The 20,392-nt window shown below is 72.9% G+C and carries 18 protein-coding genes; 7 read left to right on the top strand and 11 right to left on the bottom strand.

Going from position 1 to position 20,392, the window contains the following annotated elements:
- The first annotated feature begins 7 nt into the window (after nt 1-7).
- A complete protein-coding gene (locus ACIBF8_RS17335; protein ID WP_396784023.1) occupies nt 8-1,387 on the top strand; it encodes an FAD-dependent oxidoreductase in 1,380 nt (459 codons plus the stop codon).
- Nucleotides 1,388-1,459: 72 nt separating this feature from the next.
- Nucleotides 1,460-2,428: a LacI family DNA-binding transcriptional regulator gene (locus ACIBF8_RS17330; RefSeq protein ID WP_396784316.1), complete on the top strand. Its 969-nt coding sequence runs from the start codon at nt 1,460-1,462 to the stop codon at nt 2,426-2,428.
- Between the two features lie 143 nt (nt 2,429-2,571).
- On the opposite strand, the gene ACIBF8_RS17325 is transcribed toward ACIBF8_RS17330, so the two are convergent.
- The 4 genes from ACIBF8_RS17325 to ACIBF8_RS17310 form a co-directional block, all read right to left on the bottom strand.
- Nucleotides 2,572-3,525 (bottom strand): carbohydrate kinase, encoded by a 954-nt coding sequence (locus ACIBF8_RS17325; RefSeq protein WP_396784022.1) that lies wholly within the window; start codon nt 3,523-3,525, stop codon nt 2,572-2,574.
- Nucleotides 3,522-4,787, bottom strand: a complete 1,266-nt coding sequence (locus ACIBF8_RS17320; protein ID WP_396784020.1) for an AGE family epimerase/isomerase — start codon at nt 4,785-4,787, stop codon at nt 3,522-3,524. Before ACIBF8_RS17320 ends, ACIBF8_RS17325 begins: the two co-directional genes overlap by 4 nt.
- A gap of 281 nt (nt 4,788-5,068) precedes the next feature.
- Nucleotides 5,069-5,494, bottom strand: coding sequence for a nucleoside deaminase (locus ACIBF8_RS17315; RefSeq protein WP_396784019.1), 426 nt, complete (start codon nt 5,492-5,494; stop codon nt 5,069-5,071).
- Nucleotides 5,491-6,342, bottom strand: a complete 852-nt coding sequence (locus ACIBF8_RS17310; RefSeq protein WP_396784017.1) for an LLM class flavin-dependent oxidoreductase — start codon at nt 6,340-6,342, stop codon at nt 5,491-5,493. The genes ACIBF8_RS17315 and ACIBF8_RS17310 overlap by 4 nt, the downstream gene beginning before the upstream one ends.
- A gap of 102 nt (nt 6,343-6,444) precedes the next feature.
- On the opposite strand from ACIBF8_RS17310, the gene ACIBF8_RS17305 reads away from it, so the two are divergent.
- Nucleotides 6,445-7,323, top strand: a complete 879-nt coding sequence (locus tag ACIBF8_RS17305) for an aminoglycoside phosphotransferase family protein (RefSeq protein WP_396784016.1) — start codon at nt 6,445-6,447, stop codon at nt 7,321-7,323.
- Between the two features lie 58 nt (nt 7,324-7,381).
- Here ACIBF8_RS17305 and ACIBF8_RS17300 read toward each other — a convergent pair whose 3' ends face one another.
- The gene (locus tag ACIBF8_RS17300; protein ID WP_396784014.1) at nt 7,382-8,191 is read right to left on the bottom strand and encodes an Fpg/Nei family DNA glycosylase; all 810 of its coding nucleotides are present in this window, start codon (nt 8,189-8,191) and stop codon (nt 7,382-7,384) included.
- Nucleotides 8,192-8,496: 305 nt separating this feature from the next.
- Here ACIBF8_RS17300 and ACIBF8_RS17295 point away from each other — a divergent pair, with 305 nt between their 5' ends.
- The 3 genes from ACIBF8_RS17295 (at nt 8,497) to rocD (ending at nt 11,747) form a co-directional block, all read left to right on the top strand.
- Complete coding sequence (locus tag ACIBF8_RS17295) at nt 8,497-9,399, top strand: thrombospondin (protein ID WP_396784012.1); 903 nt, start codon at nt 8,497-8,499, stop codon at nt 9,397-9,399.
- 318 nt (nt 9,400-9,717) lie between these two features.
- The gene (gene ddaH, locus ACIBF8_RS17290; RefSeq protein ID WP_396784314.1) at nt 9,718-10,533 is read left to right on the top strand and encodes a dimethylargininase; all 816 of its coding nucleotides are present in this window, start codon (nt 9,718-9,720) and stop codon (nt 10,531-10,533) included.
- Complete coding sequence (gene rocD, locus ACIBF8_RS17285) at nt 10,533-11,747, top strand: ornithine--oxo-acid transaminase (protein ID WP_396784312.1); 1,215 nt, start codon at nt 10,533-10,535, stop codon at nt 11,745-11,747. The genes ddaH and rocD overlap by 1 nt, the downstream gene beginning before the upstream one ends.
- Nucleotides 11,748-11,934: 187 nt before the next feature.
- On the opposite strand, the gene ACIBF8_RS17280 is transcribed toward rocD, so the two are convergent.
- The 3 genes from ACIBF8_RS17280 to ACIBF8_RS17270 form a co-directional block, all read right to left on the bottom strand.
- Nucleotides 11,935-13,089, bottom strand: a complete 1,155-nt coding sequence (locus ACIBF8_RS17280) for an FHA domain-containing protein (RefSeq protein WP_396784011.1) — start codon at nt 13,087-13,089, stop codon at nt 11,935-11,937.
- On the bottom strand, nt 13,086-13,379 hold the full coding sequence (locus tag ACIBF8_RS17275) for a 4a-hydroxytetrahydrobiopterin dehydratase (RefSeq protein WP_396784009.1): 294 nt from the start codon (nt 13,377-13,379) through the stop codon (nt 13,086-13,088). The genes ACIBF8_RS17280 and ACIBF8_RS17275 overlap by 4 nt, the downstream gene beginning before the upstream one ends.
- A gap of 153 nt (nt 13,380-13,532) precedes the next feature.
- Nucleotides 13,533-14,705 (bottom strand): amidohydrolase family protein, encoded by a 1,173-nt coding sequence (locus ACIBF8_RS17270; RefSeq protein WP_396784007.1) that lies wholly within the window; start codon nt 14,703-14,705, stop codon nt 13,533-13,535.
- 70 nt (nt 14,706-14,775) lie between these two features.
- Between ACIBF8_RS17270 and ACIBF8_RS17265 the strand changes: the two genes are divergently transcribed.
- Complete coding sequence (locus tag ACIBF8_RS17265; protein ID WP_396784005.1) at nt 14,776-15,267, top strand: MarR family winged helix-turn-helix transcriptional regulator; 492 nt, start codon at nt 14,776-14,778, stop codon at nt 15,265-15,267.
- A gap of 76 nt (nt 15,268-15,343) precedes the next feature.
- Here ACIBF8_RS17265 and ACIBF8_RS17260 read toward each other — a convergent pair whose 3' ends face one another.
- The 3 genes from ACIBF8_RS17260 to cutA all read right to left on the bottom strand — a co-directional run bounded on the left by ACIBF8_RS17260 (nt 15,344) and on the right by cutA (nt 20,378).
- Nucleotides 15,344-16,396 carry a fatty acid desaturase family protein gene (locus tag ACIBF8_RS17260; RefSeq protein ID WP_396784004.1) on the bottom strand — a complete coding sequence of 351 codons (1,053 nt, stop codon included), beginning with the start codon at nt 16,394-16,396 and terminating at the stop codon, nt 15,344-15,346.
- A 136-nt stretch (nt 16,397-16,532) separates the two neighbouring features.
- Nucleotides 16,533-20,009, bottom strand: a complete 3,477-nt coding sequence (locus ACIBF8_RS17255) for an SCO7613 C-terminal domain-containing membrane protein (protein WP_396784002.1) — start codon at nt 20,007-20,009, stop codon at nt 16,533-16,535.
- A 48-nt stretch (nt 20,010-20,057) separates the two neighbouring features.
- Nucleotides 20,058-20,378, bottom strand: a complete 321-nt coding sequence (gene cutA / locus ACIBF8_RS17250; protein ID WP_396784000.1) for a divalent-cation tolerance protein CutA — start codon at nt 20,376-20,378, stop codon at nt 20,058-20,060.
- Between the last annotated feature and the right edge of the window lie 14 nt (nt 20,379-20,392).

Raw genomic sequence — 20,392 nt, 5'->3', positions numbered from 1 at the left:
TGAACCCGTGGCGCAACGACTGATCGTCATCGGCGGGGACGCCGCCGGAATGTCGGCGGCGTCCCAGGCCCGACGCCGCCGCGGCCGTGCCGACCTGGAGATCGTCGTTTTCGAGCGGGGCCACTTCACCTCCTACTCGGCGTGCGGCATCCCGTACTGGATCAGTGGCCTGGTGCCCGGCCCGGAGGCGTTGATCGCCCGGGACCCGCTGGCGTTCCGCACGGAGTACGCGATGGACGTCCGGATGCGCCACGAGGTCACGACCATCGACCTGGAACGCCGGGAGGTGGTGGCCCGGGACCTGGACGGTGGCGGCGAGGTCCGCGAGCGCTTCGACGAGCTGGTGTACGCCACTGGCGCGGTGCCGACGAAGCCGCCGTGGGCGGTCACCGAGGCTGGCGGTGTGTTCGGCATGCAGACCCTGGACGACGGCGCGGCTCTGCGCGACTGGCTGGACGCCGAGCCACAACCGCGCCGGGCCGTGGTGGTCGGCGGCGGATACATCGGCGTCGAGATGGCGGAGGCCCTCATCCAACGCGGCCTCTCGGTGACCCTGGTGGAGGCGGGCGACCAGCCCATGTCCACGGTGGACAGCGACATGGGCGAGCTGGTTGCCGACGCCATGCGCGGCCTCGGTGTCACGATCCGCAGCGGTCTGCCGGTGACCGGGCTGGAGGAGAAGGACGGACGGGTGTCCGCCGTGGTCACCACCGAGGGGCCGATTCCGACCGACGTCGTGGTCCTGGGCCTCGGCGTACGCCCCAACACCGCGCTCGCCGAGGCGGCCGGGCTGCCCCTCGGACCGACCGGCGCGATCCGGGTGGACCGCCGGATGCGGGTACCCGGGGTCCCCGGGGTCTGGGCGGCCGGTGACTGCGTGGAGACGCTGCACCGGATCAGCGGGCTACCGGTGCACGTGCCGCTCGGCACGCACGCCAACAAGCAGGGCCGGGTCGCCGGGATCAACATCGGCGGCGGGTACGCCACCTTCATGGGCGTGATCGGCACGGCGGTGACCAAGGTCTGCGACCTGGAGGTGGGTCGGACCGGCCTGCGCGAGCGCGATGCCAAGGCCGCCGGCTTCGAGTTCGTCTCGGTGATCGCCGAGTCGACCAACCGGGCCGGCTACTACCCCGGTTCCCGGCCGATGACGGTCAAGCTGATCGCCGAACACCCCAGCGGCCGGTTGCTCGGCGCACAGATCGTCGGCTGGTCCGAGGCGGCCAAACGGATCGACACGCTGGCCGTGGCGCTGTGGAACGGCATGACGGTGGACGATATGACGGCACTGGACCTGGGCTACGCTCCGCCGTACGCGCCGGTGTGGGATCCGGTGCTCATCGCCGCCCGAAAAGCGGTCGACGCGCTCGCCGCGCTCAACCGCTGACCCGCGCCCGCCGTGGAGGACCACCCCGTGACCCAGACCCCGACCCGGCCGACCGCGCGTCGGCGTCCCACGATGGTCGACGTGGCCCGACGCGCCGACGTCAGCCTGAAGACGGTCTCCCGGGTCGTCAACGACGAGCCGGTGGGGCAGGAGTTGGTCGGCCGGGTGCTGGCCGCCATCGCCGAGCTGGGCTTCCGGCGCAACGACATCGCTCGTAACCTGCGCTCCCGGCAGCTCAACGCCACCGTCGGGCTGCTGATCGAGGAGATCGCCAACCCGTTCTACGCGACCATCGCCAGCGTCGCCGCCGAGATCGCCGCCGAGCACGGCACCATGCTGATCACCGCGTCGTCGGAGGAGGACCCGGAGCGGGAACGCGCGCTGCTCCAGGACTTCACCCAGCGCCGGGTCGACGGCCTGCTGGTGGTGCCGGCGGGCCTCGACCACTCGTTCCTGCGTCGTGAGGTCGAGTTGGGCATGCCGGTGGTGTTCCTGGACCGGCCGCCGCAGGGGCTGCAAGCCGACGCCGTGCTGCTGGACAACCGGGGCGGCAGCCAGGCCGGGGTCGGCGCGCTGCTCGACGAGGGGCACCGACGGGTGGGCCTCCTGCTCGGCGCGCCGAGCGTACCCACGATGCGGGAGCGGCTGGCCGGGGCGCGGGCGGCGCTGGACGCCGCCGGGGTCGCACCGGACGAGTCGCTGGTCCGGGAGCGGCTCATCGCTCCCGAGGAGGCCGGGCGGGCGGTCGCCGCGCTGCTCGACCTTCCCGACCCGCCCACCGCGTTCTTCTGCGCCAACAACCGGCTCACCGTCGGTGCCCTCCAGGAGCTGCACCGGCGGGGCAGCGACGCGGCACTGGTCGGCTTCGACGACTTCGAACTGGCCCACCTGATGCCCCGACCACTGACCGTCGTCGCGTACGACACCCGGGAGCTGGCGAGGGTCGCCACCGAGCGACTGTTCCAACGAGTAGCCGGCGACGACACCCCGCCCACCACCACAGTCCTCCCCACCAAACTACTAAAACGCGGCCTAACCTAACCGCGCCCCAAACCCCAAACCCCACCCCCCTCCCCCCGCGATCTTGCAGTTTCTGTTGCCGACTTGCGGCATTGAGACCGTTTCGTCGGGACAGAAAGTGCAAGATCGCGGGGGTGGTGGGCGGGGGCAAGGGGGCTAGGGGGCTAGGGGGTGGCGGTTAGGAGGGCTTCTACTTCGGCGCGGCTCGGTGGGTCGGCGCCGCGGCGGCCGCAGGTCAACGCGGCCACGGTGGCGGCTCGCCGGAGCACCTCCGCCCACTGCTGCCCGGTTACCGCGGCGAGCCGGTCGGCGGGTTGGTCGCCGAGCGCGTCGAGGTCGGCCAGCGCGGCCAGCAGGCCACCGGTGAACGAGTCGCCGGCACCGACGGTGTCGACCACGGTGGTGCGTACCGCTGGCTCCTCGTGCAGCGAGCCGTCGGGAGCGAGCAGCCAGGCGCCCTCACCGCCGCGGGTCACCACCGCGCAGGACACGCCGGCCGCACGCCACTCGGTCATCACGTCGGCCACCGAACGGTCCGGGTAGAGCCAGGCCAGGTCCTCGTCGCTGGCCTTGACCAGGTGCGCGAGGCGTACCTGCCGACTTACCCTCTGCTGCTCCGCAGCCCGGTCCGTGACGATGCTCGGGCGCAGGTTGAAATCGATGGAGACGGTGAGCCCGTCCCGCTGGCGTTCTCGGGCGAGCAGACCCTCCAGCACCTCCGCGCCGGGTGCCAACGCGAGCGCGAGGGACCCGGTGTGCAGCGCGACCGCCGGTGAGCCGGCGAGTTCGGGCAGCTCCTGCGGCGTCCACTGCCAGTCCGCCGCACCGGCCAGCCGGAATTCGTAGCTGGCCTGCCCGGTGGCGTTCAGGGTGGCGACCGCCACCGAGGTGGGTTCCTCGGCGCGAACCGCCCACCCCAGGTCCACCCGGTTGCCGCTCAGGTGTTCGTCGAGTTGGCGGCCGTACTCGTCGCTGCCGAGCCGGGCCAGCAGCCGGACCGGCTGGTCGAGCCGGGCCAGGGTGACGGCGACGTTGGCCGGGGACCCCCCGGGTACGGCCCGCCGCCCCTCGGCGGTGACGACCAGGTCGATCAGCGCTTCGCCCGCGACGACGATCACGCGGTCACCTCCCCCGGCGCGAGCGGGCCGGGGCCACCGAGCCCGCCGGCCGAGCGGGACAGCAGCACCGCCTGGTACGCGTGGTAGACGTCCGGCCGGCCGTGCCAGACCGAATCGGCGGGCAGGTTCTGCGCGTCCAACTCGTGCCGCCACCCGGTGCGGTCGATGAGGTTGCGGCGGGCGTACGCCCAGAAGACCTGGTACCAGTCGAGGTAGACCGCATCCCCGGTGCGCCGGTGCAGGGTGATCGCCGCCCCGATGGCCTCGGCGAGAACCCAGTGCATCCGGGAGCGCACCACCGGCCGGTCGTCCCAGTCGATGGTGTAGACGAAGCCGTCCGCGCCGTCGACCGCCCAACCGCGGCGCACCGCGGCGGCGAACAGGGCACGGGCGTCGGCGAGCAGCCAGTGAGGCGGCTGCGGCAGCACCGCCTCCAACTCCAACAGCAGTCGGCCCCACTCCAGCCAGTGCCCGATGGTGGACCCGTACGGCCGGAACGGGTCGGCGGGCCGGTCCCGGTTGTAGTCGGGCAGCGGCGTCCAGCCGGCGCTGAAGTGCTCGGGCAGCCGCCAGTCGTGCCGGGCGGCTTCGCCGTGCACCAGGTGCTCGGCGATGCGGAGCGCCCGGTCGGCCCAACTCGCGTCGCCGGTCGCGGCGGCAGCGGCGAGGAACGCCTCGACCATGTGCATGCTGCTGTTGGCGCCGCGGTAGTCCTCGGTCACCGTCCAGTCCCGGTTCCATGATTCGCGGACCGCGCCGGCGTCGACATCCCAGAACCGGTCCAGGACGACGGTCAGCACGTCGGCGAGCAACCGGTCCGCGCCGGGCCGTCCGGCGCACGCGGCGCTGGACGCGGCGAGCAGTACGAACGCGTGGTCGTAGCCGGCCTTGCGATCGTTGACGGGTACGCCCTGCTGGTCCACCGCGCCGAACCAGCCGCCGTACCGGTCGTCGCGCAGCAGCGTGCTGAGCGCGGCGATCCCGTGGTCGACCAGGGCGGCGGCGTCCGGGTCGCCGTTACGAAGGGCGAGGGAGGCCACGTGGGTCATCCGGCAGGTGATCCAGGTGTGGATCGGTTCGCCGCGATCCGGGGTGCGGTCGTCGGTGAGCCACCAGAAACCACCCTCGGGCCGCACCGCGCGGCGGGCGGTGTCGAGCAGCGTCCGGGTCTGGTCGGCGAGGAAGTCGTCCAGATCGGGCAGGTCGGGCGACCCGGCAGCAGCGGGGGTCGTTTCGGCGTCGGATCGGGGCACGTCGGTCATCTCAGCTGGTCACCGTCGGGTAGGGAAGGGGCATACGGCCAGGATCGGCGGACGAACCGGGTCCGCGCCGGGAAACCGTCAACGGAACGCCACGAACCGGCTGGCCCACCGGGGGCGGCGGAGGAACCACATGTGGGATTCCTCCGTTTTTGTCCGTTGACATCGTTGTCACCTGTCAACCCTGCTCTGGCGGCCGGTCGACTGTCAATTTCGGTTGCGTCACACCACGCGGCCCTGAGTGACGGCCGGCTTGGCCGCCGGCCGTTGCTTCCGCTCGTCGATCAGTAGTAGTTGTCGATCGGCTGGCGCGCCTCATCGAACAGCGCCGGCCCCTCGTACCGGACCGGAGGCAGCGGCGGCGTGGCCGGCTTGACCTCCTCGAACTGCTCGGTCGACAGGGCGTACACCACCCGGCCGAGACCGGAGCGATCGATCGCGGTCGCGCACATCGCGCAGGGCTGGCAACTGGTGAACATGGTGGTGCCGGCGGCCACCTCGGGGGCGAGTTCCCGCGCGGCCCAGCGGGCCAACTTCAACTCCGGGTGGGCGCTGATGTCCGCGTCGGAGACCACGGTGTTGTGGTCCTCGATCAGGACGACGCCGTCCGCGTCGACCAGCAACGAGCCGAACGGGCGTTCGCCGCAAGCCCCGGCCCGGCTCGCGAGCTCCACGGCGCGGCGGAGAAACGTCTCGTCGTCGGGGGTCATCGCTCCTCCTGGGATGTGCGGTACGCGGCCACGGCCGCAAGCGTCCGCCACGCGGCTTCGGGTTGGCGGATCTCGGCCAGATCCCCGTTGAACGGGTCCAACACCACCGTCTCGGCACCGAGCAGACGGAACTGGTCGAGGTCGGCGATGATCTGATCGATAGTGCCGACACCGGCGAGCCGGTCCGGGTCGGTGATCGGTTCTCGGGTCTCCTGGAGCGCGATCCGCGGCATCAGCGCGGGCATCGGGCGACCGAGGTCGTCGGCGATGGCCTTCAGCCGCCCAACCGCGTCGGCCAGCCAGCCGGGCGTGACCCGCAACGGATGCCAGGCGTCACCGAGCAGTACCGCGCGCCGCATGCCGGCCTCGCTGTTGCCGCCCACCCAGATCGGGATCGCACCCGTGTCGTAGTCGTCGGTGTTCCGCCAGGCGTCGCGCATGGCACGCAGGTACTCGTCGGTCAGCGCACCACGCTGCCGGAACGGCACGCCGAGCGCCTCGAACTCCTGCCGAGCCCAGCCGACGCCGACGCCGAGGACGAGCCGGCCGCCGCTGAGCCGGTTGAGGTTCGCCGCCATCCGCGCGGTGAGCAGCGGATGCCGGTACGGGACGATGAGCACCGTGGTCCCCAACTGGACCCGGCTGGTCACCCCGGCCAGCCAGGACAGCGTGGTGAACGGCTCGTAGAACGGCGCCGGATACTGCTCGGCCACGTCCGGGGTCACCACGATGTGGTCCGAGACCATCAGCAGGTCGAAGCCGAGACCCTCAACCGTCTGCGCCCACCGCCGCAGCACATCCGGATCCGTACCCGGGGCGAAGTTCGGTACGTTCACGCCAATTCGCACGGGCCCTACGCTAGCCACTGTGGACCGCCGTGTGAACGCCGTGATCCGGCTGAAGCACGCCGCGGCCGGCACGAATCGCCGCACACAGCGCAGGAGGGCCCGATGGATCTGCCCGAGGGACTTGACTGGGTACGCGGGTCACCGGCCGGCCGGACCTGGCTGGCCACACTCCCGACGTGGCTGACGGAGTGCGCCGAGCGCTGGTCGCTGCGGATCGGGCCGCCCTTCCGGTACGCGTACGCCTCACTGGCGCTCCCCGCCAGCCTGCCCGACGGCACGGCGGCGGTGCTGAAGCTCCAATACCCCGACGAGGAAAGCCGGCACGAGGCCGACGCGTTGGCCCACTGGAACGGCGATGGGGCGATCCGGCTGCTCGCCCACGACCCGGATCGGCGTGCCCTGTTGCTGGAACGCTGCCAACCCGGCACTTCCCTGCACGATCGTCCGTTGGACCAAGCGCTGGACGCGGTGATCGGGCTACTCCCCCGCCTCTGGCGACCGGCCGGCGCGCCGTTCACCCCGCTGGCGCGGGAGGCCGCCGGCTGGATCGACCGGATGCCCCGGGCCTGGGAACGGGCCGGCCGCCCGTACGAGCGGCGCCTGCTGGACGCCGCGCTCGACCTGCTCACCGGCCTGGCGGCGAGCCAGGGCGAGCAGGTACTGGTCAACCAGGACCTGCACGCCGGCAACGTCCTCGCCGCCGATGCGCTCGCCGACCGGGGGCCGTGGCTGGCGATCGACCCGAAGCCGCTGACCGGGGAGCGGGAGTTCTCGGTCGTGCCGATGGTGCGCGGCCCGGAGTTGGGGCACTCACCGGCCGCCGTCCGGCACCGGCTGGACCGGCTCAGCACCGAGTTGGGGCTGGACCGGCAGCGGGTCCGGGATTGGACGATCGGACACACGCTGGCTTGGAGCGTCGCCGACGACATCGTCTTTCCGCAGCAGGTCGAGGTGGTCCGGTGGCTGCTCGACGAGCGGTGACCGGGCGCCACCTGTCGACCTGCCCCATGTCCGGGGCAGCCTGGCAGGCGCCGGCTGGTCAGCCGCCCTGGCAGGTACGGCACCAGTAGAGGTTGCGACCGGCCAGCTCGCCGCGGCTGATCTCGGTGCCGCAGACGTGGCAGGGCGCGCCGGGGCGGCGGTAGACGTACACCTCACCACCGTGTCGGTCCACCCGCGCCGGCCGGCCCATCGCCTCCGGCAGGTGCACGTCGCGGACCGTGTCGATCCGGCCGTGCTCGGCCGCGAGCCGCATCAACCCGACCAGGTCGGCCCAGAGCACGTCCCAGACGGCTCTGGTCACCTGTCGGCCCGGCATCCTCGGCGGCAGCCCCGCCCGGAACAGCGCCTCGGTCACGAAGATCAACCCGGTGCCGGCGACCACCGACTGGTCCAGCAACAGTGCGGCCAGGGGCGTGGGGCTGCGCGAGATCCGGGCGTACGCCCGCTCCGGGTCGGCGTCGCCGCGCAACGGATCCGGCCCGAGGCGGCTCCGCAACGCGGCCACCTCGGGTGGGCTGAGCAGCTCACAGGCCGTGGGCCCGCGCAGGTCGAGCCAGTGCCGGTCGCTGGTCAGCCGCAGCCGCAGCTGGCCGACCGGCTCCGGCGGCTCCCCCGGTCCGTCGGTGAACTTGCCGTACAGCCCGAGGTGCACGTGCAGGGCCAGCTCGCCGGCGTAGTGGTGCAGCAGATGTTTGCCGTACGCCTCGGTCCCCTCCAGCACGGTCCCGGAGAGCCGGGCGGCGCCCTCGGCGAAGCGACCCTGCGGGCTCGCGGCATGCAGCTTGTCCCCGGCGAACAGCTCGGCGTGCCGGGCCGCCAGGCGATGGATGGTGTGTCCCTCTGGCACAGGTGCCAAGGGTACTCAGTCGCGCCGAGGCGATGATCGACTCGGATTTCAGGAAAGCGCGGTGTTCGGACGAGCGGGACACCCCGACTTCCAGGAAGACGAGTCGATCAAGGCCGGGGCCCCGGGGGGCCGATCACGGCCGGGGCCGGGGCCGATCACGGCCGGGGCGGGGGCCGGCGGCGATCACGGTCGGGGCGGCCATACCCAGGATTGGTGTCAGGAAACGCCCAGGTGGGTACTTGAGGGGCGACACCGCGTGGGTGCCACCCTTTGTCGGCCACCACGCATTCATCAGGAGGTGTGTAGTGGTCAGGATTCCTTCGCTGTCCCGCCGGTCCGAGCCGGCACCGACGCGGGACGAGAACCTTGACGGCCGCGTGGACGGCCGTGACACCCCGGTCACCGAGACCGGCCAGTCCGACGACAGCGTCGGCCGCCCGGTGGTCACCGACCGGGACGCCAACCAGACGGCGTACGGCAGCGCCGGCACGACCGGTGGCCGGATCAGCGAGGCCGAGCGGCAGGCCAGCGAGCGGGCGGCGGTGGCCCGAGCCGCCACCGCGCGCCCGGTCGACGCCGAGCCCCGGACCGGCACCGCCCGCCCGGTCGCACCCGAGCCTCTGAACGGCACGACCCGCCCGGTCGCACCCGAGCCCGTGAACGGCACGACCCCGCCAGTCGCACCCGAGCCCCGCACCGCCCACCAGGTGGGGACCGAGCCCCGGTCCGCCGTCGCCCCGACCACGGCGCGCACCGCCGAGCGGGACGCCGACCTCGACAGCACCACCCGTCGGCCCGACACCACCGACCGGGTCACCACCGACCGGCCCGTCGACCCGACCCCCGATCGGACCGCGCCGGAGCCGCCGGTGACGCGCGGGCCGAAGCCGCGGGCCAGCCTGCTCGCCACCCTCGGCCTGATCGTGTCGGTCGCTGGTGCGATGTTCGTGCTGACCGGCACCCTGGCCGGGTACGGCATCGGGCTCGGCGCGTTCGGTGCCGTGCTCTCGGTGCTCGGCCTGATGGCCACCCGCCGCCGGCACGTCGCGGGCAAGACCGACGCGCTCTTCGGCGTGCTGATCGGGCTGGCCGCGGTCGTTATCGGGGTGCTCGCGATGACCGGCCAGTTCGACTGGCCGACCACCGATGGCGACTGGGTGCAGCGCTTCCGGGAGTGGCTTGACTCACAGTTTGTCGATCGTTTCTAGCGGGCACTGTTCCGCTCGCCGGTGGTGCACCGGCGAAAGCCGGCGGTTCGCCGGCAGCCCGATCTCATCCGGTGGTTCACCGGCCGGGCGACACCCGTTCAGGGGCGGCGGTTCGCCGCCCCTGAAGTGTTTCCGGGGTACGGCGAGCGCTGACGCAACGAATCACAGCCCAGGGCTGCCCACACGCAACGAATCTTCGGTATGCGCAACTCTCGGTGGTGGATCCTGCCGCTGGGGCCGCATAACGTTGAGCAACGGCGCCAGCCCGTGGGCCACGGTGGCCGGGCGCGCCCGACCCCTGGGAGCAGGACAATGACGATGGACGCCACCAGCCAGCGCCTGTTGATGTGCCGGCCGACGTACTTCGCCGTCGACTACGCCATCAACCCCTGGATGGATCCGAGCGCGCCGGTCGACACCGCGCTTGCCGTCCGGCAGTGGGAGCAGCTGCGCCAGACGTACCGCGACCTGGGCCACACCGTCGAGGAAATCACTCCGGTGCCCGGCCTGCCCGACATGGTCTTCGCCGCCAACGGCGGCACCGTGATCGACGGCAAGGCGATGGCCGTGCAGTTCCGGGACCCGCAGCGCGCCGACGAGGCGCCGGCGTACCGGGCCTGGTTCGAGGCCGCCGGCTTCGAGATGTACGACCCGAAGCACGTCAACGAGGGAGAGGGCGACGTGCTGCTGGCCGGTGACCACCTGCTCGCCGGCACCGGCTTCCGCACGGCGCACGCCTCGCACGCCCAGTTGCAGGAGGTCTTCGGCTACCCGGTGATCACCATGCAGCTCGTCGACCCGCGCTTCTACCACCTGGACACCGCGCTGACCGTGCTCGACGAGCGGACCGTGGCGTACCTGCCCGAGGCGTTCTCCCCCGGCAGCCAGGCCGTGCTGCGCCGGCTCTTCCCCGACGCGGTGCAGGCCACCATGGCCGACGCCGAGGTGCTGGGGCTGAACGCGGTCAGCGACGGGCGGCACGTGGTGCTGCCCGCGCAGGCCACCGACCTGGCCGCCAAGCTGCGCGACCGGGGCTACGAAACCATCGGGGTCGACCTGTCCGAGCTACGTAAGGCCGGCGGCGGACCGAAGTGCTGCACGCTGCGACTCCGTCAGGGAAAGGCAAACAAGTGATCGTGGATGACATCCTGCGTACGCCGGGAGCGGTCCGGGACGCCGAGCGCTGGACAGCGCACAACTACCACCCGCTGCCGGTGGTGATCTCGTCCGCCGAGGGTGCCTGGCTCACCGACGTGGACGGCCGCCGTTACCTGGACTGCTTGGCCGGCTACTCGGCGCTGAACTTCGGTCACCGGCATCCGCAGCTGATCGCCGCCGCGCACGCCCAACTGGACCGGCTGACGCTGACCAGTCGGGCGTTCATCCACGACCAGTTCGCCGACTTCTGCCGGGAGCTGGCCGAGCTGTGCGGCAAGGATCTGGTGCTGCCGATGAACACCGGCGCCGAGGCGGTGGAGACCGGGATCAAGGTAGCCCGCAAGTGGGGCTACCAGGTCAAGGGCGTGCCCTCCGGGCAGGCCAACATCGTGGTCGCCGAGGGCAACTTCCACGGGCGGACCACCACGATCGTGAGCTTCTCCACGGACGAGGACGCGCGCGCCGACTTCGGGCCGTACACCCCGGGGTTCAGGGTCGTGCCGTACGGCGACCTGGAGGCGTTGACCGCGGCGATCGACGAGAACACCGTCGCGGTGCTGCTGGAGCCGATCCAGGGCGAGCAGGGCGTGGTGGTGCCGCCGGAGGGCTACCTGCCGGGCGTACGCCAGGTCTGCACCGAGCGCGACGTGCTGTTCATCGCCGACGAGATCCAGTCCGGTCTGGGGCGTACCGGTGCGACGTTCGCCTGTGACCACGAGGGTGTCGTGCCGGACATGTACCTGCTCGGCAAGGCGCTCGGCGGCGGCATCGTGCCGGTGTCGGCGGTGGCCGCGAACGCCGACGTGCTCGGTGTGCTCAAGCCCGGCCAGCACGGCTCCACGTTCGGCGGCAACCCGCTCGCCTGCGCGGTCGCCATCGAGGTGGTCCGGCTGCTGGCCACCGGCGAGTTCCAGCGCCGCTCGGCCGAGCTGGGCGAGCGGCTGCGGGCCGGCCTGGAGGGGCTGGTCGGCAAGGGTCTCGTCGGCGTACGCGTCCGTGGCCTGTGGGCCGGTCTGGACATCGACCCGGCGCTGATGAGCGGACGCGAGGCGTGCGAGCGCCTGATGGAGCGCGGCGTGCTGGCCAAGGACACCCACGGCTCCACCATCCGGCTCGCCCCACCGCTGGTGATCACCGAAGACGAGATCGACCTGGCAGTCACCGCGCTCGCCGAGGTCCTGGCCGCCTAACTCGGAAGTAGACCTATTTCCTCCCGATTAGGGCCGCTTCGCGCAGCGGAGCGACAGGGGCTAACCCGACGTCCGGCCAAGCCCGCCCGCCCGCGTTGATCATGAAGTTATTGCCCGGCGCCGCGGCGTGTCGTGGCAATAACTTCATGATCAACCGGGGTCGGCACGCCGCGGCAGCGCTGGATCGTTACGGGCGGGGTAGGCGCATGGCCATCGTCGGGGCCTCGGCCATCACCGAGGTGGGGGTGAACGGGGCACCGGCGGGCAACTCCTCGGCCCGGCCGATCTGCACCCCCGGGTAGAGCTCCACCATGTCGTTCTCGCCCAACACCCGGGACTGCTGCGGGGCCAGCGGGATCCGGTCGGCCTCGGCCATCGAGCCGGCCGGGCGGATGCCGGAGCCGTTGGTGCTGATGTCGGTCACGATGACCTCGCCGACCCGCAGCTCGAAGCGGACGTGACCCCGGCTGATCCAGCGCCGGGCCTCGTCGTTGAGCCACTGCCCGAGCATGATCCCGCCGTCCTGCTCGGGGGCCCGGCCAGCCACGATCGGCTGCTCCTCGCTGAGCACGAACCGCCGCCGGACCAGGCCGCCGACGCGCACCGCGAGCACCTCCGTACGCGGACGGGGGCCGGCGTCACCGAGGCGTACCCCATGCCGGGGACAGGTCGGCACGCCGTTGCGCAGCGCGGGCGGCGGCTGCGCGGCGGGGCTGCGGTCGGCACCCCCGGCCAGGTCGGCGAAGGCGCCACCCCCACCACCGCCGCCGAACAGCGCGCAGCCCGACTCCGGGCAGCGCCACTGGCGGGCCAGCAGCTTGACCCCGGTCGGCGAACGCTTGCCGGCCACCGGCGAGTGCCCACCACCGACGTGTGCGATGAACACCGGCCCGCCGGCCCCGGGCACCGGGGCGACCACCCGACCGGGTTGCTCGACCAGCCAGGGGAACCGACCGCGCAACCCGTCGAAGCGGACCCGACTGAGCACCGGCAGACCGAGCAGGTCGGCGACCTCCAACATCCGGTCACCAGGGTTGTCGAGCACTTCGACGAGCCCGTCGTCGGCCCACCGGCGCACGACCATCCGCTCGTTGGAGGTGAGGTCGGCGTCGGAGAGCAGCGCCCGGTGCACCACCGCGTAGACCTGGACGCTGTCTTCCTCCAACTCACGGGAGAGCGCGTCGATCACCATGCCGAGGCGGAGCAGGCTGGCCGGCCGGCCACCGTCGATGTCCTGGTAGCGGATCACCTCGGCCAGGTCGACCACGGCGCGGGCCAGCGACGGGTCGGTGCAGACCCGTCCCTCGATGGCGTCCAGCACCTTGCTGATCTCGAATCTCATGCCGCGCTCCGGACGATGTCGTCGATCCGCCCGGCCAGCGCGAAGTCCCGGTGGGTGACCCCACCGGCCGAGTGCGTGACACAGCGGAAGGTCAGGGTCCGCCATCGGATGTCGATGTCGGGATGGTGGTCGAGCTCCTCGGCCACCGCCGCCACCCGGTCGACCACCGCGATGGCGTCCGGGAAACTGCCGAGCTGAACAGTGCGACCGATGCCGGTCGGGTCCCCCGACCAGTCGGGCAACCGGCCCAGCTCTTCTCGCACCGCGTCCGCGGTGAGCAGGTCTGCCATGAGCAGACCCTACCGGTGGCGGGTCCGGCGGGTCGGACACGCCACCGTGCCGACAACTCGATGCCTGACCGGAACCGCACCACGATCCAGGGCGGTCTCGCCCCGGCGCGAACGTCCAGACTCAACAATCTCCCTGCCGCAGCAGGGGTGTAACTAGCGCAGGGCGGAGAGGTCGTGGTGCAGCAGACGGCCCTCATGCTTCACGAGGTGGCCGTCGACGAGCACGGTCCGCACGTTCGCCGGGGTGAGACAGGAGACGACGGCGCCGGCGCGCTCTCCGGTGAGGTTTGCCAGGCCGTCCAACAGCAGCAGATCAGCGCGCTTACCCACGGTTATCGTGCCGATGCTGTCGGCGAGCCCGACCGCTCGGGCGCCATCGATGGTGGCGGCGCGCAACATCGTCGCGGCCGGCGGTGCGGCGGCACTGCCCGCACGCAGCCGCTCGGTGCGCAGCGTGTCGCGCATCGGTTCGAAGAGGTCGGGCGTCGCGTTGATCACGACATCCACACCGAGCGCGGGGCGCCCGCCGCCGTCGGCCAACCGACCGTACGCCGAGGGACCGTGACCCATCACCGCCTCGACCGTCGGCGTCACCACGACTGCGGCACCGGCGGCGACCAGGAGCTTCACGTCGTCGGCCGGGATCGCGTTGAGGTGCACCAACTGCAGGTCGGGGCCGAGCAGACCGGCGTCGTGCAGCCGTCGCACGACCGGACCGCCCGCGTGCATGGAGACCACCACGCCCAGTTCGCGACCGAGCCGGATCTGGGCGACCGCCTCGTCCCAGTCGCCGTACTCGCCGCCGAGGATGGCCAACGCGCCGGTCACCCGGCCGGTCCTGGCCGCGAGCCGGCGGACGTCCGCCTCGTCGACGGCATTGCCGTGACCGACCACTGCCCGGATTCCGGACCGCTCGAACGCGTCGACCACGGCGTCGGTGTGCGCGGGCGTCAGCGTCGCGTTGCTCCAGTCGAAGACGGTGGTCACGCCGGCATCGAGTGCTTCGACCGCACCGAGCAGGGTGGCCCGTCCGGCATCGGCCGCGGTGTAGCCGGGCAGCGCCGCGCCCAACACCTCTGGCAGATAGCGGGACATCGGCATGTCCACACCGAGGCCGCGCAGCGGCGCCTGCCACACATGCCGGTGCGCGTCGACGAGACCGGGCGTGACGACGTAACCGGAGGCATCGACGACCGTCGCGTCCAGCTCGGGTAGGCCCGGGCCGATTGCCGTGATCACCCCGTCCGCCACCAGGACGTCGGTGTCGGGACGCTCCGGACCGTCGACGGTTATCACGTGACCGCCTTTGAGCAAGGTCTTGCGCATCTGATGCCTCCTCGAAAAGCTTTCTTGAAAGCTATGCGGAAAGCTTTATCGGCGCAAGTAGGATCTCCCCGTGAGCAAGGACCACGTGGACGGCATCGCGGCCGCCTGGGCGCGCGAACTGCCGCCGGTCGGTGGCCCGCAGTTCGAGCTGTCCAAGCGCGCTGCGCGGCTGTCGGCGATGTTCGCCGAGCGGGTCAACACCGAGCTGGCCCGCTTCGGCCTGACGAGGGCCGAGTACGAGATCCTCGCCGTGCTGCGTGCCGCCGGCGACCCTTTCCGGCTGCGCCCCTCGGCCCTCTCCGAACGACTGCTGCTCTCCTCCGGCGGCACGAGCAACCTGGTGAAACGCCTCGGTGACGCCGGCCTGATCGAGCGCGAAGCCGACCCGTCCGACGCGCGCAGCTCCTGGGTGCGACTCTCGACCGAGGGCGCGCACGTGGCGGAGCAGACGGTACTCGCGGCCAGCGCCGCACAGTCGGCCCTTCTTCATGCCGTACCCGCGGAAACCGTGCGGGCCGCGAATGACGCCCTGCGGCACCTTCTCATCGCGCTCGGCGACTAGGTGTGCTGGACCCCGACGGCCGTCCAAACACGCGGGCGGGGCGGCATCAGATGCCGCCCCGCCCACCCCCCTCGCGTCAGCCGCGCAGCGGCCGCCCCACCTCGTGCAGGTGACCGAGTGCCTGCCGGTACGACTCGACCAGCCCGGTCTCGGCGTACGGGATGCCCTGCTCGACGCAGTAGGCACGGACGATCGGCTGGGCCCGGCGCAGGTTGGCGCGCGGCATGTTCGGGAACAGGTGGTGCTCGATCTGGTAGTTGAGACCGCCGAGCGCGGTGTCCACCAGTCGGCTGCCCCGCACGTTGCGGGAGGTCAGCACCTGCTTGCGCAGGAAGTCCAACTCGTCCTCGGCGGTCGGCATCGGCATGCCCTTGTGGTTCGGCGCGAACGCGCAGCCCATGTAGAGGCCCCACAGCGCCTGGTGCACCACGGCGAAGAGCAACGCCTTGACCGGGGACATGACCGCCAACAGCAGCGCCACGTACGCGGCGGTGTGCACGACGAGCAGCGTCGCCTCGACCGCCCGGTGCCGCATGGGGACGGTGTACCCGCCGTTCGGCTCCCGGCCGATGATCGCCCGGATGCTCGCCACGTGCAGGTTCAGACCCTCCAACAGGAGCATCGGGAAGAAGAGGTACGCCTGCCGCTTGGCCATCCAGCGACCGATCCCCCGGGTCTCCAGCGCCTGCTCGGGCGTCCACACCAGGGCTCCGGCGCCGACGTCCGGGTCCTCGTCCTCGTGGTTCGGGTTGGCGTGGTGCCGGTTGTGCTTGTCGACCCACCAGCCGTAGCTGATCCCCACCGCCACGTTGCCGGCGAACAGTCCCACCAACTCGCTCGGGCCGCGCCGACGGAACATCTGGCGGTGCCCGGCGTCGTGGCCGAGGAACGCGACCTGGGTGGTGGCCACCGCCATCAGGGCCGCGAGCGGAAGCTGCCACCAGGAGTCGCCGAGCAGGAACACGGCCACCCAGCCGGCCACGAAGGCGCCGAGGGTGAGCACGATGCGGGTGACATACCAGCCGGGGCGCCGCTCCAGCAGGCCGGCCTGGCTGATCCTCCGGGACAACTGTGCGTAGTCACTACCTCGCCGTCGTACCGGCGGTTCCGCCACCGCTCCGAGCGCCATCGCTGCTCCCGTTCCGCTTGCGCCCGTACCGGAGTGGTTCGGGCCTTATGTCAAGTCTCCCGGTCGCGGTAGCGCTGAGTAACCCCGACAGCCCCCGAATGGGGGGTAGGGCAGGCCCTACCCCTACTGGTTCGGCTCAGCCCAGCCGGCCCACCGCGGCGCGCAGTCGAGCCAGGTCACGCCGCCGCCGCTCGTAGGTGGCGGCGAGCCCGACCAGCGCCAGCCCACCGACACCCAGGTAGATCCACCGGGGCAGCAGATCCCATCCGCGGGCCAGCTCGTGCAGCGCCAACAGCGTCAGTACCCCGCCACCGAGCAGCACCGGTGCCTGCCAGCGGCGGCTCGCGCCGGCCAGCACCACGCCCAGCGCCGCCGCGCCGAGGAGCAGTCGCCGCCACGGCTGCGGATCCGCCCCGACCAGCACCGACATGAGGCTGGGCAGCAGCGCCGCGACCAGCCCCGGGCCGAGGGCCAGCCAACTGGTCAGCCCGGGCCGGCTGCGCAGCGCCAGCAGGCCCGCGCCGAGGGCGAGCGCCGCGGCCGGCACGGTGTACGCCTCCAGCACGGTCACCCCACCGGCGGCCAGCAGCACCCAGGCACCGAGCAACTCGCTGCCGGCGGCGATGCCGGCGAACGCCCACCGCCGACCGGCCGGCTCCCCCCGGCGCAGCAGTCGCAGCGCGACGGCGACACCCCAGAGCACGCAGACGGTGGCGAGGTGCCGCGCCACCTCGACGGCGAGCACCGCCGCCACCAGCGCGACGGCCTGCGCGCAGGCATCCAGCACCCGCCGCAGCCGGGTCCGCGCCGGGGCGACCACGGCGGCGGCCAGCACCACCGCGGCCACCGCCAACAGCGGGTACGCGGCAGCCCGCAACGGCAGCCCTCCGGCGAGCGGGGCGGTCACCGCCAACGCGGACGCCGCACCCACCGCGGCGAGACAACCGGCGACCCGTACCTCGAACCGGCGCGCCCCGACCGCGACGGCGACCGCCGCCACCAACAGCACCCCCTCGGCCGCGAGCGTCCCGGCGCGGGTGGCCAGCAGACCCAGCACACCGGAGGCCACCAGCACCACCCCCACCGGTACGGCGATCGGTACGAGCGCCGGACGGGCCGCGGCCAGCGCGGCGAAGAGCAGCGCGGCCACGCCGACGAGCAGGACGGCGGCCGGCAGCACCGGCCACGGCGCGCCGATCGCGACGAGCAGCACCGGCAGCGCCGCCGCCCCGAACGGCAGCGCGGGCAGCACCGGCAGGCCGACCCGCCGACCGGCCAGCGCCGCGGCCACGGCCAGCACGACCAGCGCGATCCCGACCGGGAGCACCGTCGGGTCAGCAGCCACCGTGGGCACCCCCGACCACACCCGGTCCCGGCTGCCGTACGGCGACACGAGCGCGGTGAGCACCGTCGGCAGGGCCGCCAGGACAGCGACCGCCGCCAGGGCTCCACCCGCCGCCAGCAACACCACCGGGCCGACCGACCCCCGCTCGTCGGTCGTCGGCCGGTCCCCCCCATCGGCCGTCGACCGATCCCGCACGTCGACCCTCGACCGGTCCCCGAGAGCGACGAGCGCGACGCCCAGCGCCGCCAGCGCGACGTAGAGCGCGAGCGGCTCGTCACCAGCCACCACCATCGGCGCGAGGCTGGGCACGGTCACCGCGACGACGGCACCGGTCACCGCGTACCCGATCAGCTCCGCCCGGTGCCGACGCGCCGCGAGCACCGCGACCAGCGGCAGCCCGGCGGCGGCCAACGCGAGCCGAGCCTGCCACCAGGGCGGCGCACCGGCGGCGAACAACGCCACCGCCGCGATCGCGGGCAGCGCGAGCTGCGCGACCAGCAGACCCGCGCCGGCCACCTCCCGGTACGCCCCGAGCCCCCGCCGGAGCGCCAGTGCCAGCCCGGCCACGGCGAGAACGCCGAGCGTCACCAGGACACCGACCGGCGCGGCCAGGCCGACCAGCAACCCGTGCCCGAGCAGGGCGCCGCCGCCGATCGCACGGGTGAGCAGGGTGGCCGGTCCGGTCGACGGGCGGACCAGCACGGCGAGCAGCAGCGCGGCCCCGCCGGCCAGATCGATGGCCACCACCTGCGGCCAGGACGCCGTCCAACCGGCGGGAACGGCGAACAACACCACCACCGCTCCCGCCGTGGCAAGCACCGCCCGCACCGGCCGGGGCAGCAGGAGCATCGTCGCGCCCACCGCCAGCGCCACGGCGGGTGCCAACTGCCAGCCCCAGTCCAGGTCCGGGCCCGTCCCGGCCCCGCCCCACGGCGGCAACGACCGACCGACAGCGGCGACCGCCAGCCCGACGGTGATCAGCACGGCCACCTGCGCCGTACCGGCCGCGACGAACAGTGCCCCGGCCCGCGGGCCGGTCCGCCAACCGCCCCCACCGGCCGCCGCCGCTTCGGCCGCCCCGGGCAGGAGGCGCACCGCGGCGACCATCCCGAGGGCCACCGTCGCCGCCGCGAGCAGCAACAGTGACGGCCGCAGCTCGGCCACCGGGCGCAGCAGGGCGGCGGCGAGCACCGGCACCAGCAGCCCGGCCGCCGCCGCCCGCAGCGCCCGCCCCCCGACCAGCCAGGCCGCACCGAGCCCGGTCAGCGCGACCAGCACCAGTGGCAGCCCGGCCAGCAGCGGCGAGCCCCCCGCCCGCCCGCCGAGCAGCGGCACCAGCGCGCATCCGGCGGCACCCACCAGCGCGGCGACCTGGCCGGCGCCGGCCAACACCCGGCCGACCAGCTGCGCCGCCCCGGCCCGGCCGCGCAGCACGGCCAGCACGGCCAGGTTCAGCAACGCCACCCCCAGCAGGACCAACGCCCACCCCGCCGCACCCCACCCGGCCTCGGCGGCCACCAGCGGCAACACCGGCTGGGCGGCCAGCAGGGCGGCGAACCAGGGACCCGTCAACCTGCTCCACCGGCCGTACGCCACGGCGACCGCCGCGCTGGCCCCCCCGACCAGCGCGGCGTACCGCGTGCCCGGCCAGCCGGCCACGCCCCCCAGGTCCACCGACCAGGCCGCGTATCCGTCCAGCACCACCAGCAGCAACCCCACCGCCGCGAACGTCTCCGCCGTGCCGCGCAGCCCCCGGCGGACCGCCAGCAGCGGTACGCCCAGCATGAGCGCGGTGAACGCCGCGAGGATCAACGCCCGCCCGCCGATCCCCACCGCCGACCAGGCCACCGCGGTGAACACCACCGCCGCAGTGCCCAGCAGCAGTCCACCGAGGACGAAGAGCAGCCCCTGGACGGTCCGGGTCGACGTCTCCGCCGCACCCGGCGTCGAATCCCCGACACGTCCCGGGCCGATGGCCGGCGCCGCTCCGACGAGGGACGCCGGCCGCGCCGCGACCGGAGCCGCCAACCCGGCCCGCACGACCGCCGCCAGCTCGGCCCGCCGACGCGACGCCGCCGCGAGGCGTCCGGCCAGCTCGGTGTACGTGTGGCGGGCACGCTCCACCTCCGGCTCAAGCTCGGCGACCTCTCGACTCAGCCGAACCACCTCAGCGGCGATCGGGTCGGGCGCACGCCGACAGCCGGTGCATCCGGCGCTCAGGTCGGCCGGTGCACCACAGGCGGGGCAGGGGTAGCGGGTGTCATCCACCCGGTCATCATCGACAACCGAGCGGGACGCGACCCAGAGTGCGCGTACTCAGGAGCGGGTGTGCTCGTACACCCAGGTCGCGTAGTCAGGGTTGCCGCTCTCCACCCTGGACACCAGGATCTCCGGCACCTCGTACGGGTGGCTGACCCGGATCTGGTCCACCAACGCGGTGAGCCGATCCGGCGCGGTCTTGAACTGCACCGACCACTCGGTGCTCGTCTCCACACCGGACCGCCACCAGTAGGTGCTGTCCACCTGACCACCCACCTGGGCGCAGGCGGCGAGCCTGCCGGCGACGGCCGCAGCCGCCAACACATCGGCGACCGAACGTGCATCCACCACCGTCGTCACCACGCAGATCTCGTCCACGACCGCACCCTACG

The sequence above is a fragment of the Micromonospora sp. NPDC050276 genome (genome assembly GCF_044459545.1).
Lineage (GTDB): Bacteria > Actinomycetota > Actinomycetes > Mycobacteriales > Micromonosporaceae > Micromonospora.
The sequence above is the reverse complement of the archived record's forward strand: the minus strand, read 5'-3'. Positions and strand labels throughout refer to the sequence as shown.